The following is a 21,342-nucleotide window of genomic DNA, read 5'->3' as shown; positions in this document are numbered from 1 at the left end:
GTAGCACCCTTGGCGCACCGTCGACCGGGATATCCCTTGTCAAGTTGCACCTCTGCAGAGCTCGACTCCGTTTCTACCGGCAACGGCACGATAACAAGTGAAAATAGCTCCTGCCAGCAATCATGGGACACCGGAGAGATGCCTCGAAAACCTCCTGCGCACGCTTCCGCCGGATGAGCCAAAAAACCTAGGTGCGCAAGAGCCTCAGCAAGCTTACACCTTCGCAAAAATCGGACAAGCGACGAGGACCTTGTGGATCGGAATGCAACGATGCCACGACCTGTCCAACGCATGGAACACATTCGGACCAGGAGCCAAAAAAATATCACCGGATTAGGATGTGGGGTACAACGAGCTCTGCGCGGGCAGGGGTGGTTGGATACCGAAACACTGTATTCGTCACAACTTAAAAACCGGACGACCTCGTAACGGGGGGGACGTTACTCGATTGCGGCATATCTGCCTGATCCCCTGGCTTGTTTGGTCACCCCCGGTGATCGGCTGACCCCGTTTCCTTGTGCGCGAGAACCTACGTCCTTCGTAAAAATGCTCTAGCGAATGCCGGAATGAAGCTGGCTTCGGCGTACCGTACGATCGATGCAATCACCGTGGATTAGCCCGCAATGCGGGTGATCTTGATCGTATGCGTGACGGGCACGACTGCGTCGGCGACGGCCTGGGCCAAGGGGGCTCGTTCGGCTTCGGTCTCCAAAACCGCTTTCTCGAAGTCGGCTTTGCCCGGGGCTCCATGGAAAATGGCTTTGACTTGCTTGGTTTCAAAGGCTTGTTTTTCGGCCACCGCACCGTCAACACGATCGAAGGCCTCGCAGAACGGATTCTCTGGAAACTCGACGGGCAAATGAATCCCCGCTGCCAACTCCTGGTCGGAGAACGTTTTGGATTGATCGCCCCATCGCACTTCGTATTGCCCTGGTTTCGCGCCAACCCCTTTCAAGACAAAGCGATTCAAGTCTTCGGTGAAGGGCACCAATGTCGTTCCCGAGCGGATACTCGCGTCGCTGTGAAGATCACCGCGGGCACAGAAAGGGTATCGTTGGCTCGTGATGGTCGCGACGCCCCCCAAATAGCTATCGATTTGATGGCCTTCACTCGCGGCTGCGGCTTGCTTGTCCAAATCAATCGTGATCGTACCGATGTCGCCATTGAGGCCGAGCGATCGCAACAGCGACCATGCCATGATGACATGACCGGCCCAATTAGGATGCACTCCATCGCTCCCCGCTACGTCGTAGGGCTTTTCGGACGTGGCGTTATGTTGCCCCGGTGCGAAGACTTGCGCCTGATACATGGGCCAAAAGATATCTGCGAAACGCACGTTCTCTTTTTCCGCCACGTCAATCGCAATGTCGCGTAGGGCGCAGAGATTCAAATTTTGTTCATCCAGCGTACCGCTTCGTGTCTTGACCCAGTGCGGAACCTTGCCCGTACAGCCAGGCGATCCTACAACAACGCGCACATCGGCTTGTTTGAAGCGGCGGACAATGGCGGTGTAGTGGTCCTCGTACCATTGACCATTGGTCACATCAAACGGGCGATAACGACAATCGTTCATCCCGTAGACCAACGTGGCCACGGTCGGTTGGAAGCTCAGGCAATCCTTGTCCATTCGGTTGTAAAAACCATCGGTTTTCTCGCCGCTCCATCCATATTGGCGGCAAGTGACCTTCAGCTGTGGAACACAAACGGTCAAGTAAGTCTCCATGATCCGTGAGTACCGTTTTTGCTCGGTAATCGAATCACCACAGATCGCAAGTCGGTCACCAGTCTTTAACAGCAAAGGCCCGATTTGCGGTGCACGGCGAGGATGGAATATCTCAAACGCCTCGTGATCGGGTTTCACCTCGTAATCATACGGACCGAAGGTTACGGGCTTGACGGATGGCGATACATCGTTCCGCTCCGAAACCGTTTGACCCATTGCAACCGACGCAGCCCAGGTGGCGGTGAAGAGGATCAAGAGTGCGCTGTATCTCATGGGGAATGTTCTTGGTGGGATGGAAAGGACGCGGTCCAAATGGACCGTTGTTTAAGGAGGTCGCATTGTAGCAAAAGTAAATCGCGATTGCTTGAGGCCACTTCGCTGTGTCGCCACCCCCATTTGTGACTATCATGGAGTGGTCTGGCTGGTAGCAGCGAGTTGCCTCACGGAGACGTGATTGCCGTCAGACAGCGAGAAGTGTCGATTTGCCCGATCCTTGATCTAGGACCCATGCCGAACTCCGAATCCTATCTGGCGATTGCGCTGTCGGTTGGCCTTGGGCTGCTGGTGGGCCTGCAACGACAATGGAAAGCATCCGAAGTCGCGGGGATTCGGACATTTCCGTTGATCACGATGCTTGGGGCAATCATGGCGTTGGTTTCGGGGGGACAGTCTCAATGGCCGATTGGCGCGGGTTTGCTCGGCGTCGCGTCGCTGTTGGTCATGGCGAATCTGATCAAAGTGAACGCCGGCAAGGTCGATCCAGGGATTACCACCGAATCGGCTGCTTTGTTGATGTTTGGGGTGGGTGTTGCATTGGGCTACGGCATGAATGGTCCCGCCATTGTCGTAACGGGCGTCGTTTCCGTGTTGCTTCAATGGAAGCGACTTTTGCACGACTGGGTTTCACGAATCGGTGAAAACGACCTGCGCGGGATCACCAACTTGGTTTTGATCTCGCTGGTGATTCTTCCCCTTTTACCCGATCAGACGTATGGCCCCTATCAAGTGCTGAATCCCTACAAGATCTGGCTGATGGTCGTCCTGATCGTCGGCATCAGCATGGTCGCGTATGTCTTGTACAAGGTCCTCGGGGCGGGGGTGGGTGCCATTCTGGGTGGCATCTTGGGCGGGCTCATTTCCAGCACCGCGACAACGGTCAGTTACGCAAGGCAGACCAAGAGCAATCCATCGATCAGTTCCATCGCAGCCCTTGTCATTGTGATTGCGTCGACCATCGTCAATGTTCGAGTGATAGGCGAGATCGCGTTGGTTGCGCCGAAGTTGCTGCAAGCGGCGCTGCCACCGATTGCAATCGTGTTGGCCGTCATGGTTCTCGAATGCATCGTGCTGCTCTTGTTGCTTCGTCGAACCGACACGCAATTGCCCGATCATGAAAATCCGTCGCAGCTGAAACCCGCGATCGTGTTCGGAGCACTTTATGCGGTCGTTCTTTTCATTGTTGCCGCCGCCAAACATCACTTTGGCAATGAAGCATTGTACGTCATTGCCATGATCTCAGGGTTGACCGACGTGGATGCGATCACGCTTTCGACGGCCAAGATGTTCCAAGATGGCAATCTCGACGAGACCATCGCCTGGCGGGTGATTTTGATCGCGACGATGTCGAACCTCGTTTTCAAAGCGGTCGCGGTCGCGATCCTGGGCAGTCGTCGTTTGTTTGTTTACGTGCTGATCCTTTTTGCGATCGCCTTCCTTGCCGCAACGGCACTGCTCGCTTATTGGCCCGACACGTTGCTGCCGTCAAGCTACGCCAGCGTATTTTCGAACCCTTGACCGGTTCAACGGCGGTTTGTCTCTGATTGATTTCCCGTCGATTTTCCGGTCAGACGCAAAGGATGAAAACCGAGTCGATGCAATCGCGTAGCATGTAATCCTAGCCAGTCGACCGCTACAATTGCGGCCTCCACGACGACTCGCTCTCCCGCTCGTTGCATCAATGAATCATCCTGACGCGTCGACCCGCGATTACCTGAAACTCCACTTCATCATCTTGATGTGGGGTTTTACTGGCGTGCTAGGCGAACTGATCGATCTGCCCGCGATCGAATTGGTTTGGTTTCGCTGTGTTCTCGCGGCGTGCACCCTGGCAATGATCCTGCGTTCTCAGATTCGAATCGAACGCCGCGATGCACTTCGTCTGGGGTGCGTTGGGGCGATGATTGGGTTGCACTGGGTTTTGTTTTTCCTGGCGGTCAAGATTTCCAATGTCTCCGTCTGCATGGTCGGCATGGCCACCACGTCGCTATGGACCGCGATCCTCGAACCCTTGATGTTACCCGCGGCCAAATTTCGACGAGGCGATCTTGTTTTTGGTTTCCTAATTATTTTGGCCGTCGCTGGGATTGTCCGCAGCGAGCTTGATCATTCTCTCGGCTTTGCGGTCGCGATCGCTTCGGCCATCGTTGCAGCGATCTTTTCGATCTTGAACAGCCCCTTTGCAAAACGACTGGACCATCGCGTGATTGCATTTTACGAGATGATCGGAGCGGCACTGTTTTGCGGCCTTTGTTTCCCCGTCTCTGCGTACTGGCTCAGCGAAGGACGCGGCCTCGACCTCCGTCCCGGCTTGTTCGACTCGATCTACTTGGTTGTGCTCGCAGTCGTTTGCACGGTTTACGCGTTCAGCCAGTATGTCGAGCTCTTGAAGCGAATGAGTGTTTTCACGATCAATTTCGCGAACAATTTGGAACCGGTTTATGGGATGTTGATGGGGGCACTTTTGTTTGCGGATTATCAATCCCTGGGCGTCGGTTTCTATGCGGGCGCGGTCGCGATTGCTATTCTTGTATTATTGCATACGAAGCTATCACGACGAAAACCCATGGCAGTCAATTGAGCACTCTAAAACCCGCACTCAAATCCGCTCAGCGGCAATGCGAGAAGCTTGGCCTTGGCGGTGACCAGAAGATGATCCTCGTTTGCATGGATCAAAGAACCGAAAAGTGCGCGAGTTCGAAGCAGATGGTCGAGTCGTGGAAGTATCTGAAGCGACGCCTGAAAGAACTCAAATTGGAGAAACGGGGTGGCGTCGTCCGAGTCAAAATCAGCTGTGTCGACATCTGTCGAGGCGGTCCGATCCTGGCCATCATGCCCGATGGAATCTGGTACGGTGGATGCACGCCCGCAGTCATCGATCGGATTTTGATGGAACATCTTGCCAATGGCAAACCGGTGGAAGAATATGTCATTGCTTCTAAAAGCCTCTGAAGAAGATAGATCATTAACGTCAGGACTCTCGTTTTTACCGTGTTGATGGCTCAATCCTCGATGGGCCATGCCCAGCAAATCGGCCATGCCCAACGATCCACCCGATACGGTTCGCATCGTCGCTGAACCGAAGACCACTGGCGTCGTGCCGTGGGCGATTCAGTTTTAGAAATTGACAAAGCCGGGGGTCACTCCACTTCATCTAGATCGAGCCGATACAGCACTTGGTTGTAATCGTGGCGAGGGGTGATGGGCGGATCGTTCGCGAAGGTGTGGGTGTAGGTCGCCTCAAACAGCAAAATGGAAGCGTCCGAATCAGTGAATGGTGGATGCAACAGCGGATTGTAAAACGTATAGTTTTGGTGAGTGACGACTTTGATCGCATCGCAATCCCCATCGCATTCGTAACTTTCTTACTACAAATATGGTACCATTGAACGCCATGCAGATCAGAAGCGTGGTAATGCATTCACAACGTATTCATTGGAACGCATAACATGAATCCCCACTCCACACGACGTCAAGCCATCAAGTCGATGGTGGCCGCGACTGCGATGCCTGCCATCACGGCAAACGCCTTTACGGACTCCAATAAATCCTTGCTGCCGGTTCGGACCATCACACAGGGACCACAACACCACTGGTTTGGGTACTACGACAAATTGCAGTTCGATCCTAGCAATCGATACGTCCTGTCCAATCAAGTGGCATTTGAACATCGAACTCCGAAAGCCGATGACGAAATTCGCGTCGGGATGGTGGACACGCACGAAAAAGATCAGTGGATTCCACTGGGCAAGAGTCACGCTTGGGGGTGGCAACAAGGATGCATGTTGCAGTGGCGACCGGGATCGACAACCGAAGTCGTTTGGAATGATCGTGAAGGCGATCGTTATGTTTGCCGTGTGATGGATGTCAAGACACGAAAGCAGCGCACGTTACCGCGGCCGATCTATGCACTCAGCGGCGATGGAAGCTATGCGATCACGGCAGATTTTTCGCGGATCCAAAGAATGCGTCCAGGATACGGGTACGTCGGGTTGGCTGATCCGTGTGCTCGGCAGCGTGCACCGGAGGATTCAGGAGTCTGGAAGATGAATATGGACTCGGGCGAATCCGAACTTGTCTTTTCGCTGGCCGATGCCGCGATGATTGAGTACAACGGAAACAGGCTGCTGGACAAGTGGAACTATTTTAATCACTTGTTAGTCAGCCCTGATAGCTCGCGATTCATTGTCTTGCATCGCTGGCGAGACAGTACGAGTGAGGGTGACGACGCAGAACCAACGGGTGGATTTGTGACACGGATGTTTACGGTCGCCGCAGATGGATCGGAGCGTTACGTGTTGGATCCTTCCGGATTTACCTCCCACTTCATCTGGCGAGATCCACAACATGTGTGTGCATGGACAAAGCCTGTCGGAAAACGGAGTGGGTTTTATCTATTTACGGACCAGACGGACAAAGTTGAAATCGTGGGCGAAGGGGTGATGGTGAAAAATGGCCATAACACCTACGTCCCCAACACCGAAAACCAGTGGATCTTGAACGACACCTATCCCGATGAATCGCGAAACCAAAACCCGTATTTGTATCACGTGCCAAGCGGCCGCAAAGTGGATTTGGGCCATTTTCATTCACCACTTCCGTACAGTGGCGAATGGCGCTGTGACACGCATCCACGGAACAGCAACGACGGCAAATCGGTCGTGATTGACTCACCCCACACGGGCGAGGGTCGGCAACTGCACCTCATCGACATCAGCAAGATCGTTGCCTAGTAGTCGTACCAGACGCCACCGCCAAGATAGTGCTCGTCTTCGTAGAAAAATTCAAACTGGCTGGTGGGACCGTTATGGTACTGCAATCCCGTTCGGAACTGGTTTCCAGATTTGCTGCCTTTCCATTGCCAGCCCGTTTGCAGAGTCCACGCGGGATCAAAATCGACCGCTTCACGGAGATCCAAATTCACTGCAAAAAATGGATTGCCTGATGTTCGGCTCACCGGGATACCGGTGTACTCGAAACCTGTTTGAAACTGCCACGGCTTTGCGCCCCCGGATCGCTTTACCGCCAAAGCGGATTCACCATAGATCCGAACGCGTTCGTTTGGATAAAGGCTGCCACCGAGTACCAGTGATTCGGTTACATAGTTGATTCGTTCGAACAGCGGGTTGCGAATCAAGTACTCGTCGCCAACATGGGAACTGATGTGAAAGTAGCCGAACTTTGCCCCCCAATTGCCCTGACGCGTCGTGATCAGTGTGCCAAATCGAAAGTCGACCGATTCAACGTCTTCCTGTTCCCGAATGTTGAGTCTTGTCATCGCGGCGCCTTCGACGTCCCACTGCCAGCCTTGTCCGCCTCGGGCATCACCGGTCCCGTATCGCAATAGTCCTACGCGGCCACCGAGAGTCGCATCCCAGTAAATGCCATGGTCGGTGTCTCCGAAAATGACCGTCGAAATCCTCGGTTCGTGTGGTGCCGCCAGATAGGAATGCCAAAGCAAGCCGTCTGGCAATGCCGTCCAAGTCCAAGGCTCCGCACAACTCGGCTCGCCGTAGGGATAGGAAGCATTCGGAACGAGGGATGCACCGGTATCGTCGAAATAGCTCTGGACGCTACGGTTGCTCGTGTTATCGTACAGCGGCACGACCTCGGAGCTCTGCTCGTAGTACTCGGCAGACTCCAAAGCCCAATTCGGTACGGGGCCCTCCTCATCGATGAATGCTGGACCGGGTTGAGGCATCTGCACGGTCTCGGCCTCAGTCATCAAGCCGCTTCCGAGCAATTCCAGCTCACCGTCCTGGGAGCCAATCGTGGGCATTTGCAGCGGCGCGTCATCGGCAGCGCGCGCGGAAAATCCGCTGCCCAGCCAGCTGCCCATCAGACAAACGCTCAGAATCCATCCAAGCGGTGATCTGCGACAATACGTTTGAATCAACTTCAAGACCCACCCGAGGTGTTGGACAGCAAAAACGAGCAAAAAATCCCTGAGCGGTGGGTTGAAGGAACAACGAGCCCCACCTGATACAACAAATCACACTTCTTTGGCAAGCAGCTCCTGGCAGCCTGGGTAAATCAAGAAGAATGGATAGAAAATACTTCGGCACTGCGCGGCGTGCAGGGCCTCCGCACCTGCAAACGTATCTACTAACACGTGTCTTATCGGCCATCAGGGCGTCGAAGATGACCCTTGTCCGTACCAAAGTTGTCTCGGCGATCGAGGCCAGCTAACCCTCTTCGGTTTGCTAGCAAGGAACCACCGATCGACAGTAGAACCCTGCTGGATTCAAACAATCTAGTGGACTCGGCACGTCGGTGGCTTCGCTCTACATTGCTGTTGGGAGCGATCATCGCTCTCGAGTCCCGCGCCCCGTCCGCCACTGATCGATTTCATCCCTATGCTTCCGGATCCTGAAACCCACACGATTGTGCCTGGCCCGACTTCGGTTGACGACCTCCGTGAACTGATCGAATCGGACGCGGTCAACGATGCCGCGCTTGTGTTGGACCGAATGTCCGAAGACGAGCGGTCGATCGCGGTGACCGGATTGCCGACCGAAGCGGCGGCGGACTTGATCGAGCATTTGGTGGAAGAGCAGGCCGCCGAGATTCTTGAGCAGCTTGCTCCGAACGTCGCTGCGTTGATCTTGGAGGAATTGACGAGCGATGTGCGGGCCGACTTGATTGCCGAGTTGGCCACCGATTCCGCGTCGCAAATTTTGGATGTCATGTCGCCCGAGGAGGCGGAAGAAACCAAGGAACTCAGCCGCTATGATCCGGAATCGGCCGGCGGTTTGATGGTGACGGAACTGTTGGCATTCGAGTCCAGTACGACGGTGCAAGGCGTCTTTGATGATCTGACGACAAACTCGGATTTGTACCGTGACATCGACGTCCAGTACAGCTTTGTCGTGGAAAACGATCGACTCGTCGGTGTCTTACCGATGAGAGACCTATTTCTGGCGAAACGATCGACTCCTCTTCGAGAGATGATGATCAAGGACCCGATTGCGGTCCGTGATGATACCGACATGGACACGTTGGAGGACGTTTTTGATAACCATCACTTCCTTGGCATTCCTGTGGTCAACCCTGCCGGAGAACTGGTTGGTGTGGTCCAGCGAACGGCGATGGAGCATGCGTTGGCGGCCCATGACCGTAGCGACTACTTGAAATCACAGGGGATCATCGGCGGTGAAGAAATTCGCAGTTTGCCAGTTGCGGAACGAGCCCGACGGCGTTTGTCGTGGCTGAGTGTCAACATCTTGCTAAACATCGTTGCCGCAAGTGTGATCGCCATGTTTCAAGACACGCTTTCGTCCGTCATTGCGTTGGCCGTTTTTCTACCGATCATTTCCGACATGAGTGGCTGCAGCGGCAATCAGGCGGTTGCGGTCAGTATGCGAGAATTGTCATTAGGGTTGATTCGACCCAGCGAACTGCTGCGAGTGTGGGGCAAAGAGATCTCGGTTGGAACGATCAACGGCATTTGCCTAGGGCTGCTGGTTGGAATGGCGGCATTTTTATGGAAAGGCGATCCGATGTTAGGATTCGTCGTCGGTTCAGCACTCTGTTTGAACACGATGGTCGCCGTATCGATTGGCGGGATGGTTCCGCTGTTGATGAAGCGGTTCGGTTTTGACCCTGCGATCGCATCCGGACCGATTCTCACCACCATCACCGACATGTTCGGATTTTTCTTGGTCTTGAGTATGGCTAGCGTGTTGTTGGTTTAGCTTTTCCGAGCTGTTCGTTGAGTTCGTTCAATCTTGCTTGAAGCTGCTTTTCGAATCCGCGATCCACCGGTTCGTAGTAGGTCCGATCGACTCCCAAATAGTCCTGTTCTGCGACGCCACCCTCGTTGTCGTGACTGTACTGATAACCGTCACCGTGCCCCAACGATTTTGCACCTGCGTAGTGGGTGCAGCGGAGGTGTTTCGGAACAGGAACGACCTGTTTTTCTCGGACGTCACGCCGTGCGGCGCCGATCGCTAGCGTCGCTGCATTGCTTTTGGGTGCTAACGCAAGGTAGGCGACCGTTTGGCTAAGGGTCAGTTGACACTCGGGCAATCCGACGAACTCGCACGCCTGCATCGCAGAGACGGCGATCGTCAAGGCGCGGGGATCCGCATTGCCCACATCTTCGCTTGCCAAAATCACCAAACGGCGACAGAGAAAGCGAACATCCTCGCCCCCTTCGAGCATCCGTGCGAGCCAATACATCCCGGCGTCGACATCGCTGCCACGGATGCTCTTGATCAGCGCGCTGATCAAATCATAGTGATCGTCACCGCTGCCGTCATAGCCGCTTAGCCGGCTACCGATCGACTCGGCCATGATGTCCCGTGTGATGGTTTCCCCACGATCGTTTGCGCTCAACACCGCGATCTCCAACGCCGACAGCGCCCGTCGAGCATCACCTTCACTTGCTTCGCAGAGGAATTCGATCGCCTCTTCTTCTAAATCGATCGTCTGATTTCCAAAACCTCGTTCGCGATCGGACAACGCATGATCGATCAGGACGCGAATCTCGGCGGGTGCCAGTGGTTGAAGTCCAAACAATTGGCTTCGTGACAACAAAGCACCATTAACGGCAAAATGGGGGTTGCTGGTAGTTGCACCGATCAGTGAAACGATTCCGTCTTCCACATCGGGCAGAAGAGCATCTTGTTGGCTCTTGCTGAAACGATGAATTTCATCAACGAACAAAATCGGTCGCGGTTCACCTACCGAAACGAGATCCCGGGCCCAAGACAGAACCTCGCGGAGCTCCTTGACGCCGCTGGTTACGGCGCTGACACCTTGCAGCCGGCAGCCGGTCTCGGACGCCAACAGTCGTGCCAAGGTGGTCTTGCCGGTTCCAGGAGGGCCGAACAAGATGATCGAACCGAGTCGACCGGAATCGATCATACGCCGCAACAGTTTCCCTTCCCCTAGAATCTGGTGTTGGCCGATAAATTCACTTAGAGTCCGCGGTCGCAAGCGGGCGGCCAACGGTTGAGCCGAGCGAAGGTTGTCTTCTTCGGTATCCGAAAACAAAGATTGGCTTTTAGGCATCGACAATGGCTCAAACAAGGGCAAGAAAAATGTTGACATGGATTGCTGTGGCAATCGGCGGCACATTCATCCTGGCCGTTTGGCTGGGAGTTGACAACTGGAGTCGCGATTTTACGACGAACTTTGCCGAACTCGACTCCGAGAATGCTGACGTCCATCTGCGTCCACGCTTGTTGGAGGCGTCCCCCGAATCGGTTGCCGAGTCGATTTCGCGATGGGCCAGCCGACATTCCGGCTGGGCCGTCGAATCGAAAACGCAGCTGGATGCTTCGATTCGACTTCACTTGACGCGAACCACGCCCTTGTTCCGTTTTGTTGACGATATTCACGTAACATTGGTGGGTATCGACGGCAAAACGAGACTCGACGCGGAGAGCCGCTCACGCGTCGGCATAGGGGATCTGGGGCAGAATCCTCGCAACCTGAAAGAGTTGTTGGCGGGATTGGAGGTGATGCAACTTGACGAGATCCAGTACGATCAGCGTGAGTCGAAAACATGATGAGGGCTGGTTGTCCCCCAGAATCGAAAGGAGCTGGAATTGAATATCGTGATTCTACACTGTCATATGCAGCGTGGAGGCGTAACGCAGGTCATCGAGAATCACGTGCAGGCGATCGTTCAGCTTGGCGGTGCCCACCGGGTTTTCTTGGTATCGGGGCCCCGAGTATCGGGAATTTCGAAAAAGACCGCCGATCGCATCACTCCGATTCTGCTGAAGGACTTTGATTACGATTCCGCAGAATCTGCCAATCAACCCGCGGAGCTTCGTGCGGAGTCAATGGCCACGGAGTTAGTGGACCAGTTTGCTGCCGCCGGAATCGATCGTGATGAAACCGTTTTGCACTGGCACAATCACGGTCTCGGCAAGAACACGGCCGCTCCGGGAGCGATCCGTCGTTTGGCTAAGCTTGGTTGGCGCCTTTTGCTTCAAATCCACGACTACGCGGAGGACAATCGGCCCGAGAATTACTTGCATCTTATCCGATCCATCGGCGCGACCACGCAGAGCGACATTGACGACTATCTGTATCCTTCAACGGATTCCATCCACTATGCGACTCTCAGTCATGCCGATCGGTCGGTGATCACAGGGCTGGGAATTGACGATGCCCGGGTTCATTGCCTCCCCAATTGTGTTCACTTTGCCGAAGGGGTGCCCGACAGCGCCACGTCAAGACAAAAAGTTGCTGCGGCATTCGGACTGGCTGACTCCGCCCAATGGTGGCTTTATCCGGTGCGTGGGATCCGGCGCAAGAACGTCGGTGAATTCCTCCTGTTGAGCCGTTTTCTACCTGGCGATGACATCGCTGGCATCACGTTGTGTCCTGAGACACCAATCGAGAAGCGGTCCTACGAACGTTGGCGCAGCGTCGGCCAAGCACTTGCACCGCGAGCGGTTTTCGATTGCGGCCATCATCGCGAAGTTTCTTTCATGGAGAATTTAGCGGCATCAAGCGGAGTCCTCTCCACCAGTGTTGCCGAGGGCTTTGGTATGGCGATGCTCGAGCCTTGGCTTGCTGATCGAGGCGTGGTCGCGAGAGATTTGCCGACCGTCACCCGCGATTTTGTTGCCTCCGGTGTTCAGTTGCCTGGGCAATACGCTTCGATTCCGATCCCGGCTGACGAACAATGGTTGCGTGAATCGATCGTCACATCCCGAGAAGCGTTTCATGCCGCCTGGAAATCGCTGCCGGAAGCCTTCCGTCCCGATTTTCCTAGCTTTGATCCTTCCAGCGGCGAGATTGATTTTGCCTCGTTAACGCCAGATCGCCAAACGGATGTCTTGCAGCGAATGGCATCGGACCCGGGATTCGAAACGGCCGTGAAAGAACGGTCATTCGGGATCGCCGATCGACTCAAGACCCCATTGGCACCGGAAACGATCCGACAAAATCGAGTGACGATCGAAAACCGCTACAGCACGGAAAAGCAATCCCGGCAATTGCAATCAATCTATTTTTCCCTGCTAAATGCCCGCGTCGACACTCTCGTCAAGCCACCCCGCTCTGCCGGTGTGGCACTCGATCTCGTCTCGGCCGCTCGTCCCTTTTTTCCTTGCCGTACGGAAGTGATTTGATGACCTCATTTGGCGATACGGATCGTGCGATGGATGCCATGATCTCGCAACGTCATCCCTTGCAACCGATTCCCACGTCCATCGCAGCCAAACTGCGACCAATGCCCGAAATCCGATCGGTCATTTTTGACGTTTATGGGACACTCGTGATCAGTGGCAGCGGTGACATCGGGACCTCGGTTGAGTCATCGCATCCTGCGATTCAAAATCAAAACGATCCAGCCTCTGCGTTTTCAGCGGTGGGCATGGCCCTGAACCGTCCGGCTGAAGAGATCATTGCCTGCATGCGGCGATTGATCCAAGAAACGAACCAGCAGCGGGAAAGCGAGTCGTGTGTGAAACCGGAAGTCGATATTTTGGACATTTGGCGGAGGACGCTACTGCGGTTTGGAGAGCCTGAAGAGACGCTGCAACCACGACGTGTGTTACGGTTCGCGGCCGAGTACGAGGCGCGAGCCAATCCGACTTGGCCCATGCCGGGCGCTGCGAAATTGCTGCCTGGACTCCACCAACGCGGCAAGAGGTTGGGAATCGTCTCGAACGCGCAAGTGTTCACACCCTGGTTGGTCGAAGATCTTTTGGGAATGTCGCTTGATGAAGCTGGATTCGACTTGAATCTGTGTCTATTCTCGAACCGGTTCTTGCGTGCGAAACCCGATCCGATGCTTTTCGACCATCTGGTCCAAAATCTCGATCGATGTGGAGTATCGCCGAATCAGGCCATCTACGTCGGCAATGACATGCTCAACGACGTTTACGCCGCGTCCGCCGCAGGTTTGAAAACGGCATGGTTTGTCGGTGACAAGCGAAGTTGTCGGACTCGAACCGACGACACGAGGTGTCAATCCCTTCAAGCAGACCTGGTGCTGACGGATCTGCAACAGTTGTTAGATTGTCTGTAGCTCAGGAGTCGCAGAGAGGTTTACATCCGTTGTCGCTGAAAAGGAATGTGATCACGACTCGATTCCAGCGACTCACGGGAGCGGGCGGACGTTTTTCGAGCGGTAGACCGCTTCGCTTTCGGTTGTACCGCACGACGGAAATTCAAAAGATACACATTTTGCCGGCTCACACAGGACTGATTGACATCGATGGGCGTTCAGATTGGATTTGTTGGGACACGCTTTTCCGGTACCGACGGCGTTTCGTTGGAGAGTGCGAAATGGGCCCAGGTGCTCTGGGACCATCGCCACGTCAGCCATTGGTACTCGGGACTAAGTGATCGCGACCCTGCTATTTCGATGGTCGTTCCCCATGCCTACTTTGGACACCCCGATATCGAATGGATCAACCGCCGCGCGTTTGGGATCCGAACCCGAACACCCGACGTGACGCAGCGGATTTACGCTCTAGCCGACTATCTGAAGGGGACGCTGTATGAGTTCACGCGTCGATTTGATATCGATCTGCTGATCGTGCAAAATGCACTCTGCATTCCGATGAACATTCCACTCGGTGTCGCCTTGACTTCATTCATCGCAGAAACGGGATTTCCCACAATCGCCCACCACCATGATTTTTATTGGGAACGGGACCGATTCAGCGTGTCGGCGGTAACCGATTTGTTGTCGATGGCCTTCCCACCCGCATTGCCACAAATCCAAAGTGTGACCATCAATTCGTTTGCCCAAGAAGATCTTGCTCATCGCCGTGGCGTTTCTTCAATCTTGGTCCCCAACGTCCTCGACTTTGAGACAGAACCGAGCGAGATCGATGACTACGCCAAGGGATTTCGCGCGGATATTGGCTTGGCGGACGATGACATCCTGTTCCTACAACCGACGCGGGTGGTGCCGCGAAAAGGAATTGAACACGCAATCTCTTTGGTTGCTTCGTTGAATGATGATCGTTGCAAACTCGTCATTTCCCATGCCAGCGGCGACGAAGGAAATGAGTATTTGGCGATGCTCAATGACATGGCCGAACACCAGGGCGTTGACCTCATCCTTTGTGACAAGATCGTGGACGATAAACGATGCACCAACGAAGATGGCAAACAGGTCTACACGCTCGCAGATGCCTATTCACAGGCTGACTTCATCACCTACCCCAGTTTGTACGAAGGGTTCGGCAACGCGCTACTTGAAGCGTTTTACTTTCGCAAACCCGTTCTGGTCAACCGTTACTCGATCTACGTTGCTGACATCGAACCCAAAGGCGCCAAGGTGATTGCCATGGATGGCTACCTAACGCGTGAAGTTGTCGCCAAGGTTCGCCGCATCATTGACGACCCGATCTATCGTGAAGAGATGGTGGATTTCAACTACGAGATTGGCAAAGCCTTCTTCAGCTACAGCGTTCTGAGACGAAAACTGCGAGCCTTGGTCACCAATTTTACAGGACAAGACAATCTATAGCCCCATGACGACTGAAACCATCAAAGATCTGCTCCGCGAGCTTTATGGTCACGTTCCTGGTGAACTGTTATCAGGCATCGAGGCGCTGATGCAAACTACGGCCGATTCGAACCCCTCCGAGACGATGAGTACGAACTCACTGTGGTCCGAGCAAGATGTCGTGTTGATCAGCTATGCGGATCAGATTCGCAGCGACGACGCATGCCCGCTTGAAACGTTACGGTCCTTCTTGATCGAAAATGAGCTTGACGACCAAATCCGCTGCGTTCATTTGCTGCCCTTCTTTCCATACACGAGTGACGATGGATTTTCCGTCGTCGATTATTTGGAGGTCGATCAAGACTCGGGTAACTGGGATGAGATTGCACGAATCGGTGAGTCGTTTGATTTGATGTTTGACCTCGTCTTGAACCACTGCTCGCAATCGCATGCTTGGTTTAGACGATATTTGAATGGCGATCCGGATTATGAGAGCTTCTTCATTGATCAAGATCCGTCGATGGATTTGTCCGCTGTGACTCGCCCGCGAAGCTTGCCGCTGCTGACACCGTTTGAATCCTCAACGGGCGAGAAGCACATTTGGACAACCTTTAGTGCCGACCAAGTGGATTTGAATTATGCCAATCCCCATGTGATGCTGCGAATGCTTGAAACCTTGGTCGAATATGGCCGTCGGGGCGCCCGAATCATTCGACTCGATGCAATTGCTTACCTTTGGAAAATCGTTGGCACGTCGTGCATCCATCTCCCCCAAACTCACGCCGCGGTTCGCTTGATGCGTGCAGTCCTGGATCAAGCTGTGCCCGGGACCTTGGTGCTGACTGAAACCAATGTGCCGCATGTTGAGAACATTCGCTACTTCGGCAGTGGCGACAACGAAGCCCACATGGTGTACCAGTTCAGTTTGCCGCCGTTGTTGCTCGACGCGATCCATAGCGGTGACACGAGCGCACTCCAACAATGGCTAAAAACACTCTCGCCTCCCTCGTCCACCACGACGTTCTTCAACTTCACTGCATCACACGATGGCATCGGAGTTCGTCCCCTCGAAGGCCTCGTTGCGCCAGAGCGAGTGAGAGCGTTGGCTGAAGTCGTTCGCAACGCAGGTGGTCGTGTCAACACGCGCCGCAATGCTGATGGAACGGATGCTCCCTATGAGTTGAACATCACCTATTTGGATGCGGTTGCAGACCGCCGCAGCGTCTCGCCAGCAGAGCATTCTCGCCGATTCTTGGCGACCCAAGCAATTATGTTAGCGATGCAAGGTGTCCCAGCCGTCTATTTCCACAGCCTGGTGGGGACACCGAACGATGAAGAAGGCGTTCGCCAATCTGGGCAAAACCGAAGCATCAACCGGCATAAGTACAGACGCGATGAGCTAGAGGGTGCTTTGGCAGACGTTGACTCGCTACAGCGGCGTGTTTTTGACGGGTACCGTCGGTTGCTCAACGTCCGTAAGACACTGGTTGCATTTCATCCCAATGCGAGTCAAACCGTGCTTGAACTGCCAGTGGATGGTTTGCTGGGATTTTTACGTAAATCGGCGTCAGGTGAAACGGTTGCCGTCATCGCAAATTTGTCGGATCAACCGAAGACGATCGACGCATCCGTGATTGGTTATACGGCTGCGTTCGACGTGCTGGCCGAAGAAACGCTCCGCACCCTCGGGGAAATCGCCTTACGTCCGTTTCAAGTACGCTGGATCGTCGATCCCAACCATGCACCTCGCATCGCCGGTCGCATCGCGTGAGTGCGGATTCATTTCTGGTGGAACACCATCACCGGATCGACGACCGACTTGTGCTGCGTCAGCGCTTCCACCACTCGACCGAGTAACAACACGCTCGGAGCGTCGTCAGGGTGATCATAGACCAGCGAGGCAAGTTCCTTGGCGGCACCGGTGAGGTCGCTCTCGTTGTAATGATGGAGGGCCTTTTCGTAACGTTCACACATTTGCGTCCAGACCGGAGCGGCATTGGGATGGAATTCGTAAAGTGTGATCACGCTTTTGATCCCCACGGGCCTGGCATCGGCAAGGCGTCGGGTATGGAAAACAGAATGATTGGCGGTTGACAGCCCTTTCTCAAGCGCGGTTTGAGTCGACGAGGCAATGATTGCGGTCACACCGAAGGCTTTCGTCATTCCCTGGATACGGCTGGCTATGTTGACGGTGTTTCCTAACGGTCCATACTTGAATTTGACCTTTGAACCGGTGTTGCCTACCTGGGCAATGCCAGTGTTGATGCCGATGCCCAAGCCAAATCCCTCCGGAGTCAGTTCATTCCATCTCTGACGTAAAGGATCGATGCGTAGGAGCATATCGGCGGCAGCCCGACATGCGCGGATCGCATGATCCGGTTGATCCGCAGGAGCCCCCCACATCGCCATGAGTTCATCGCCGATGTAGTCAACGAGTACGCCATCATGCTGGATCACGCACTGACTGAGTTCGGTCAACACATCGTTGATCCATTCGATCGTTCGGGCAGGACCGATTCGCTCCGAGACAGCACTGAATCCGCGGATATCACAGAACAGCACCGTCACTTCCGCATCGCGTCCCGCCAACAAATTCTCATCTTTGCGCAGAGATTCGGTTACCGCCGGAGAGAAGAATTGAGTCATCGCGGCACGAAGAGACTCTTCGCGTTGGCGTGCTAAGCCGGACGCGACAGCACTGGCCATCACTTCCAACAACGTTCCCTCCAATTCCCCGATCGGTTCGTTTGCATGTGTTGGATGAATCTTACGGTCGCCATAGACCACTCCGATCACATCGCCCGTATCGTCAAGCATGGGGGCAGCAACGGCACGGTCCAGGATCATCATCGAAGCACGCACGGCCTCGAAGGAACCATCGGGTTCAAAGATGACGGTCTTTTTGGAATAAAGCACATTTTCAAGGAGCCGGGAACTACCGACAGGTAACGGCTCGGCATGGCTATTGTTATCGAAATTGATCGCTGTATTGGTATCAGCACGGAACGTCGAACGTACCACCCAGCGGTTTTGACTTCGCAAGATCACGTAAGCACAATCAAGTTCGATCATTGTCGCGGTGGCGCGAACGGCGGCCTCAAAGAATTCGTTCGAACCAGCCGCTTTCTGAACGACTGTTAACGCTTGGCGAACCAGGCTGACCGCGACCTCACCTGCGTCCTGTTCACTCGTGTCGCTGCACAATTGACCGAGTCTGGCCGCGTCATGGCCCATGGCAAATGTAGAGCGATCTCCGTCGATCGTTCGCAAGGTCGTGTCACTCGCTGGCGAGAAATCGGTAGCACCTGGCTGATGAGGCTTGATCACCAGCATCAGTTCTTGGGGAAGTTTCAGCTTAACCGGTCCCGAAGTGGAGATCGATTCACGCGGCCGCAGGACAGCATTTTCTTCGCCAACATGGATAACCGATTGGTCATGGATGTTGACCACTCGCAGGCCACCTTCGTCATCTTCCTCTAATCGTAATGCATGACGTGGAATCCAGAGTAGACCGATCGGTGCGACGGGGATCCGGACCGTCTTGTCACCAAGTTCGTGTACGGTCAATAGCTCTTCGCCGGTGGCTTGTCGCCCCAGTTCGACCGGCAAGCTCACATCGCGGACCTGAGAGCTGAATTCATTGGATTGGACGGCAATGTCAATGGTTTTCACAAACGTGTCCTTTCACTCGATCGGATTCAGTTTGCCATTTGCAGTCGGAAAGGCATCGCCAGTATACCGCAACGCAAGGCTCCACGCCCCAGCAATGGGTGTTAGAATGGAATTGCGATGAACAATTCACCATGAGCCATCATGAGGAGATCCATGATGTCCCCGCTTGGAAATGGAACGTCTTATCCGCTCGGTGCCACGATTACGCCCAGCGGGGTCAACTTTAGCATTCACTCCAAGAGCTGCACATCCATGGAGTTGTTGCTGTTTGACTCAGTCGATGATGCCAAACCGACGCGTGTGATTCAACTCGATGAAGACCGCAATCATACGTTTCATTATTGGCACGTCCTGGTCGAAGGCGTCCGAGCGGGCCAAAAGTATGCCTATCGAGCTGACGGTCCTTTTCTTCCCTCGCATGGCTTGCGTTTTGACAAAACGAAGATTCTCTTAGACCCCTATGGTCGCGTGGTTGATGTGCCTGACGACTACCGACGCGAAGCAGCCATTGAACCAGGTGAGAACACGCCGTATGCCATGAAGAGCGTTGTTGCTGATCTGAGCACGTACGATTGGGAAGGTGATCTACCTCTGCGTCATCCCTTCAACAAGACGATCATCTATGAGATGCATGTGGGCGGGTTTACCAAACACCCGAGCGCAAACGTGTTGCCGGAGCTGCGGGGAACTTTCAGCGGGCTTGTGGAGAAGATCCCCTACTTACAGGATTTGGGAATTACGGCAGTCGAGTTGTTACCTGTCTTCCAGTTTGACCCCCAGGAAGCACCGGCAGGATTGACGAATTATTGGGGCTACAATCCGGTATCCTTCTTTGCCCCGCATTCGGGTTATGGGGCGAGCAAGTCGCCATTGCAGTTGCTTGATGAATTTCGTGACATGGTCAAGGCACTTCATCGTGCGAACATCGAAGTGCTCTTGGATGTTGTCTACAACCATACCGCCGAAGGCGGTGAGAATGGGCCGACCTTTTGCTTCAAAGGATTGGAAAACTCGGCCTACTATATTTTGGATCGGAATCCTGCAAGTCGTCACGATCGCAGTCGCTATGCCAACTTTAGTGGTTGTGGGAATACACTCAATGGCAATCACGCGATCGTGCGACGGATGATTCTTAGCAGCCTGCGCTATTGGGTCGAGGAGATGCATGTCGACGGATTCCGGTTCGATCTCGCCTCCGTTCTATCGCGAGACGAGAATGGCTGTCCTCAAGCAAGCCCGCCGATCTTGTGGGATATCGAAACCGATCCTGTGCTGAGCGGTACGAAGCTCATTGCCGAAGCCTGGGATGCATCGGGTTTGTATCAAGTAGGCAGCTTTTTTGGCGATCACTGGAAAGAGTGGAATGGTCGATTCCGTGACGATGTGCGATCCTTTGTCAAATCAGATGCTGGGTATGCGGGAGTCTTCTCAAAACGGCTGTTGGCAAGCCCCGATCTCTACGAGCATCAGGATCGTGAGCCCGAACAGAGCATTAACTTCGTGACCTCTCATGATGGTTTCACGCTCAATGATTTGGTTTCCTACAATGTTAAACACAACGAAGCCAACTTGGAGGACAACCGCGATGGCTGCAACGCCAACTACAGTTGGAACTGTGGTGTCGAGGGGCCGACCGAGGATCCTCAAATTGAAAAGCTTCGGGCGAAGCAGATCAAGAACTTCTTGACCATCAATCTGCTTGCCTTTGGTGTTCCGATGCTCGTGATGGGCGACGAAATGAGACGCAGTCAAAACGGCAATAACAATTCGTATTGCCAAGATACCGAATGGAATTGGTTGGATTGGTCGCTGCTAAAAAAACAGGCCGGGCTTCATCGCTTTGTCAAAGGTCTGATCAAGTATCGTAAGAATCTGCCCCTTCGATCGAAGCAGGACATCAGTCTGAACGATGTCTTGACGCGTTCCCGAGTTCGTTGGCACGGATCAGAATTGGGCAAGCCCGATTGGGGAAGCGAGTCACGCAGCGTCGCGCTGACGATCGAGAGACCGGAAAAATGGTTTTATTTGATCTTCAATGCCTTTTGGGAGCCGATGGAGTTTCAAATCCCCATCGTTCCAGATGCGTTTGAGCCATGGAATCGAGTCGTCGACACCGACTTGCCGTCACCGCATGATATTGGTCCTGGCGAGTCGCTTGCCGGATGTGATTTCTATCGAGTCCAAGACCGATCGACCGTCATTTTGACCTCCGTACAAAAAGAGGACACATGAATCCCAGTCA

Annotated in this window: 16 protein-coding genes; 11 read left to right on the top strand and 5 right to left on the bottom strand. The window is 54.1% G+C overall.

The window, feature by feature from the left end; all coding sequences use genetic code 11:
• Positions 1-613: 613 nt before the first annotated feature.
• The gene (locus Poly41_RS24410; RefSeq protein WP_146529813.1) at positions 614-1,996 is read right to left on the bottom strand and encodes an SGNH/GDSL hydrolase family protein; all 1,383 of its coding nucleotides are present in this window, start codon (positions 1,994-1,996) and stop codon (positions 614-616) included.
• A 234-nt stretch (positions 1,997-2,230) separates the two neighbouring features.
• Here Poly41_RS24410 and Poly41_RS24405 point away from each other — a divergent pair, with 234 nt between their 5' ends.
• The 3 genes from Poly41_RS24405 (at position 2,231) to Poly41_RS24395 (ending at position 4,951) form a co-directional block, all read left to right on the top strand.
• Positions 2,231-3,517 carry an MgtC/SapB family protein gene (locus tag Poly41_RS24405; protein ID WP_146529811.1) on the top strand — a complete coding sequence of 429 codons (1,287 nt, stop codon included), beginning with the start codon at positions 2,231-2,233 and terminating at the stop codon, positions 3,515-3,517.
• A 163-nt stretch (positions 3,518-3,680) separates the two neighbouring features.
• Positions 3,681-4,580, top strand: coding sequence for a DMT family transporter (locus Poly41_RS24400; RefSeq protein WP_146529810.1), 900 nt, complete (start codon positions 3,681-3,683; stop codon positions 4,578-4,580).
• Positions 4,577-4,951: a (2Fe-2S) ferredoxin domain-containing protein gene (locus tag Poly41_RS24395; RefSeq protein WP_146529808.1), complete on the top strand. Its 375-nt coding sequence runs from the start codon at positions 4,577-4,579 to the stop codon at positions 4,949-4,951. Before Poly41_RS24400 ends, Poly41_RS24395 begins: the two co-directional genes overlap by 4 nt.
• A gap of 188 nt (positions 4,952-5,139) precedes the next feature.
• On the opposite strand, the gene Poly41_RS34345 is transcribed toward Poly41_RS24395, so the two are convergent.
• Positions 5,140-5,286 carry a hypothetical protein gene (locus Poly41_RS34345; protein ID WP_197231596.1) on the bottom strand — a complete coding sequence of 49 codons (147 nt, stop codon included), beginning with the start codon at positions 5,284-5,286 and terminating at the stop codon, positions 5,140-5,142.
• A 162-nt stretch (positions 5,287-5,448) separates the two neighbouring features.
• On the opposite strand from Poly41_RS34345, the gene Poly41_RS24390 reads away from it, so the two are divergent.
• On the top strand, positions 5,449-6,732 hold the full coding sequence (locus Poly41_RS24390) for a hypothetical protein (protein WP_146529806.1): 1,284 nt from the start codon (positions 5,449-5,451) through the stop codon (positions 6,730-6,732).
• Here the strand turns inward: Poly41_RS24390 and Poly41_RS24385 are convergent.
• Positions 6,729-7,838, bottom strand: a complete 1,110-nt coding sequence (locus Poly41_RS24385; RefSeq protein ID WP_146529804.1) for a DUF1207 domain-containing protein — start codon at positions 7,836-7,838, stop codon at positions 6,729-6,731. The two genes, Poly41_RS24390 and Poly41_RS24385, sit on opposite strands and share 4 nt — an antisense overlap.
• 517 nt (positions 7,839-8,355) lie before the next feature.
• Between Poly41_RS24385 and mgtE the strand changes: the two genes are divergently transcribed.
• Entirely contained in the window at positions 8,356-9,693 is a 1,338-nt protein-coding gene (gene mgtE / locus Poly41_RS24380) for a magnesium transporter (RefSeq protein ID WP_146529802.1), read from the top strand.
• On the opposite strand, the gene Poly41_RS24375 is transcribed toward mgtE, so the two are convergent.
• The gene (locus tag Poly41_RS24375) at positions 9,674-11,014 is read right to left on the bottom strand and encodes a replication-associated recombination protein A (protein WP_146529800.1); all 1,341 of its coding nucleotides are present in this window, start codon (positions 11,012-11,014) and stop codon (positions 9,674-9,676) included. The two genes, mgtE and Poly41_RS24375, sit on opposite strands and share 20 nt — an antisense overlap.
• A gap of 29 nt (positions 11,015-11,043) precedes the next feature.
• Between Poly41_RS24375 and Poly41_RS24370 the strand changes: the two genes are divergently transcribed.
• The 5 genes from Poly41_RS24370 to Poly41_RS24350 all read left to right on the top strand — a co-directional run bounded on the left by Poly41_RS24370 (position 11,044) and on the right by Poly41_RS24350 (position 17,199).
• Complete coding sequence (locus tag Poly41_RS24370) at positions 11,044-11,514, top strand: DUF1499 domain-containing protein (protein ID WP_231615892.1); 471 nt, start codon at positions 11,044-11,046, stop codon at positions 11,512-11,514.
• A gap of 39 nt (positions 11,515-11,553) precedes the next feature.
• Positions 11,554-13,092, top strand: coding sequence for a glycosyltransferase family protein (locus tag Poly41_RS24365; RefSeq protein ID WP_146529797.1), 1,539 nt, complete (start codon positions 11,554-11,556; stop codon positions 13,090-13,092).
• Entirely contained in the window at positions 13,092-13,994 is a 903-nt protein-coding gene (locus Poly41_RS24360; protein ID WP_146529796.1) for an HAD family hydrolase, read from the top strand. Before Poly41_RS24365 ends, Poly41_RS24360 begins: the two co-directional genes overlap by 1 nt.
• Positions 13,995-14,183: 189 nt before the next feature.
• Positions 14,184-15,449, top strand: a complete 1,266-nt coding sequence (locus Poly41_RS24355) for a glycosyltransferase family 4 protein (protein ID WP_146529789.1) — start codon at positions 14,184-14,186, stop codon at positions 15,447-15,449.
• Positions 15,450-15,453: 4 nt separating this feature from the next.
• A complete protein-coding gene (locus Poly41_RS24350; RefSeq protein ID WP_146529787.1) occupies positions 15,454-17,199 on the top strand; it encodes an alpha-amylase family glycosyl hydrolase in 1,746 nt (581 codons plus the stop codon).
• A gap of 8 nt (positions 17,200-17,207) precedes the next feature.
• Here Poly41_RS24350 and Poly41_RS24345 read toward each other — a convergent pair whose 3' ends face one another.
• Complete coding sequence (locus Poly41_RS24345; protein WP_146529785.1) at positions 17,208-19,100, bottom strand: adenylate/guanylate cyclase domain-containing protein; 1,893 nt, start codon at positions 19,098-19,100, stop codon at positions 17,208-17,210.
• A 153-nt stretch (positions 19,101-19,253) separates the two neighbouring features.
• On the opposite strand from Poly41_RS24345, the gene glgX reads away from it, so the two are divergent.
• Positions 19,254-21,332 carry a glycogen debranching protein GlgX gene (gene glgX / locus Poly41_RS24340; RefSeq protein ID WP_146529783.1) on the top strand — a complete coding sequence of 693 codons (2,079 nt, stop codon included), beginning with the start codon at positions 19,254-19,256 and terminating at the stop codon, positions 21,330-21,332.
• Positions 21,333-21,342: the final 10 nt, after the last annotated feature.

Origin of the sequence: Novipirellula artificiosorum, assembly GCF_007860135.1 — a bacterium.
Taxonomy (GTDB): domain Bacteria; phylum Planctomycetota; class Planctomycetia; order Pirellulales; family Pirellulaceae; genus Novipirellula_A; species Novipirellula_A artificiosorum.
The sequence above is the reverse complement of the archived record's forward strand: the minus strand, read 5'-3'. Positions and strand labels throughout refer to the sequence as shown.

What these genes read in the sequence shown, in the direction of transcription:
- Poly41_RS24410 (WP_146529813.1), bottom strand. Translation starts at nt 1,996, where the DNA reads ATGAGATACAGCGCACTCTTGATCCTCTTCACCGCCACCTGGGCTGCG.
- Poly41_RS24405 (WP_146529811.1), top strand. Translation starts at nt 2,231, where the DNA reads ATGCCGAACTCCGAATCCTATCTGGCGATTGCGCTGTCGGTTGGCCTT.
- Poly41_RS24400 (WP_146529810.1), top strand. Translation starts at nt 3,681, where the DNA reads ATGAATCATCCTGACGCGTCGACCCGCGATTACCTGAAACTCCACTTC.
- Poly41_RS24390 (WP_146529806.1), top strand. Translation starts at nt 5,449, where the DNA reads ATGAATCCCCACTCCACACGACGTCAAGCCATCAAGTCGATGGTGGCC.
- Poly41_RS24385 (WP_146529804.1), bottom strand. Translation starts at nt 7,838, where the DNA reads ATGGGCAGCTGGCTGGGCAGCGGATTTTCCGCGCGCGCTGCCGATGAC.
- mgtE (WP_146529802.1), top strand. Translation starts at nt 8,356, where the DNA reads ATGCTTCCGGATCCTGAAACCCACACGATTGTGCCTGGCCCGACTTCG.
- Poly41_RS24375 (WP_146529800.1), bottom strand. Translation starts at nt 11,014, where the DNA reads ATGCCTAAAAGCCAATCTTTGTTTTCGGATACCGAAGAAGACAACCTT.
- Poly41_RS24370 (WP_231615892.1), top strand. Translation starts at nt 11,044, where the DNA reads ATGTTGACATGGATTGCTGTGGCAATCGGCGGCACATTCATCCTGGCC.
- Poly41_RS24360 (WP_146529796.1), top strand. Translation starts at nt 13,092, where the DNA reads ATGACCTCATTTGGCGATACGGATCGTGCGATGGATGCCATGATCTCG.
- Poly41_RS24355 (WP_146529789.1), top strand. Translation starts at nt 14,184, where the DNA reads ATGGGCGTTCAGATTGGATTTGTTGGGACACGCTTTTCCGGTACCGAC.
- Poly41_RS24350 (WP_146529787.1), top strand. Translation starts at nt 15,454, where the DNA reads ATGACGACTGAAACCATCAAAGATCTGCTCCGCGAGCTTTATGGTCAC.
- glgX (WP_146529783.1), top strand. Translation starts at nt 19,254, where the DNA reads ATGATGTCCCCGCTTGGAAATGGAACGTCTTATCCGCTCGGTGCCACG.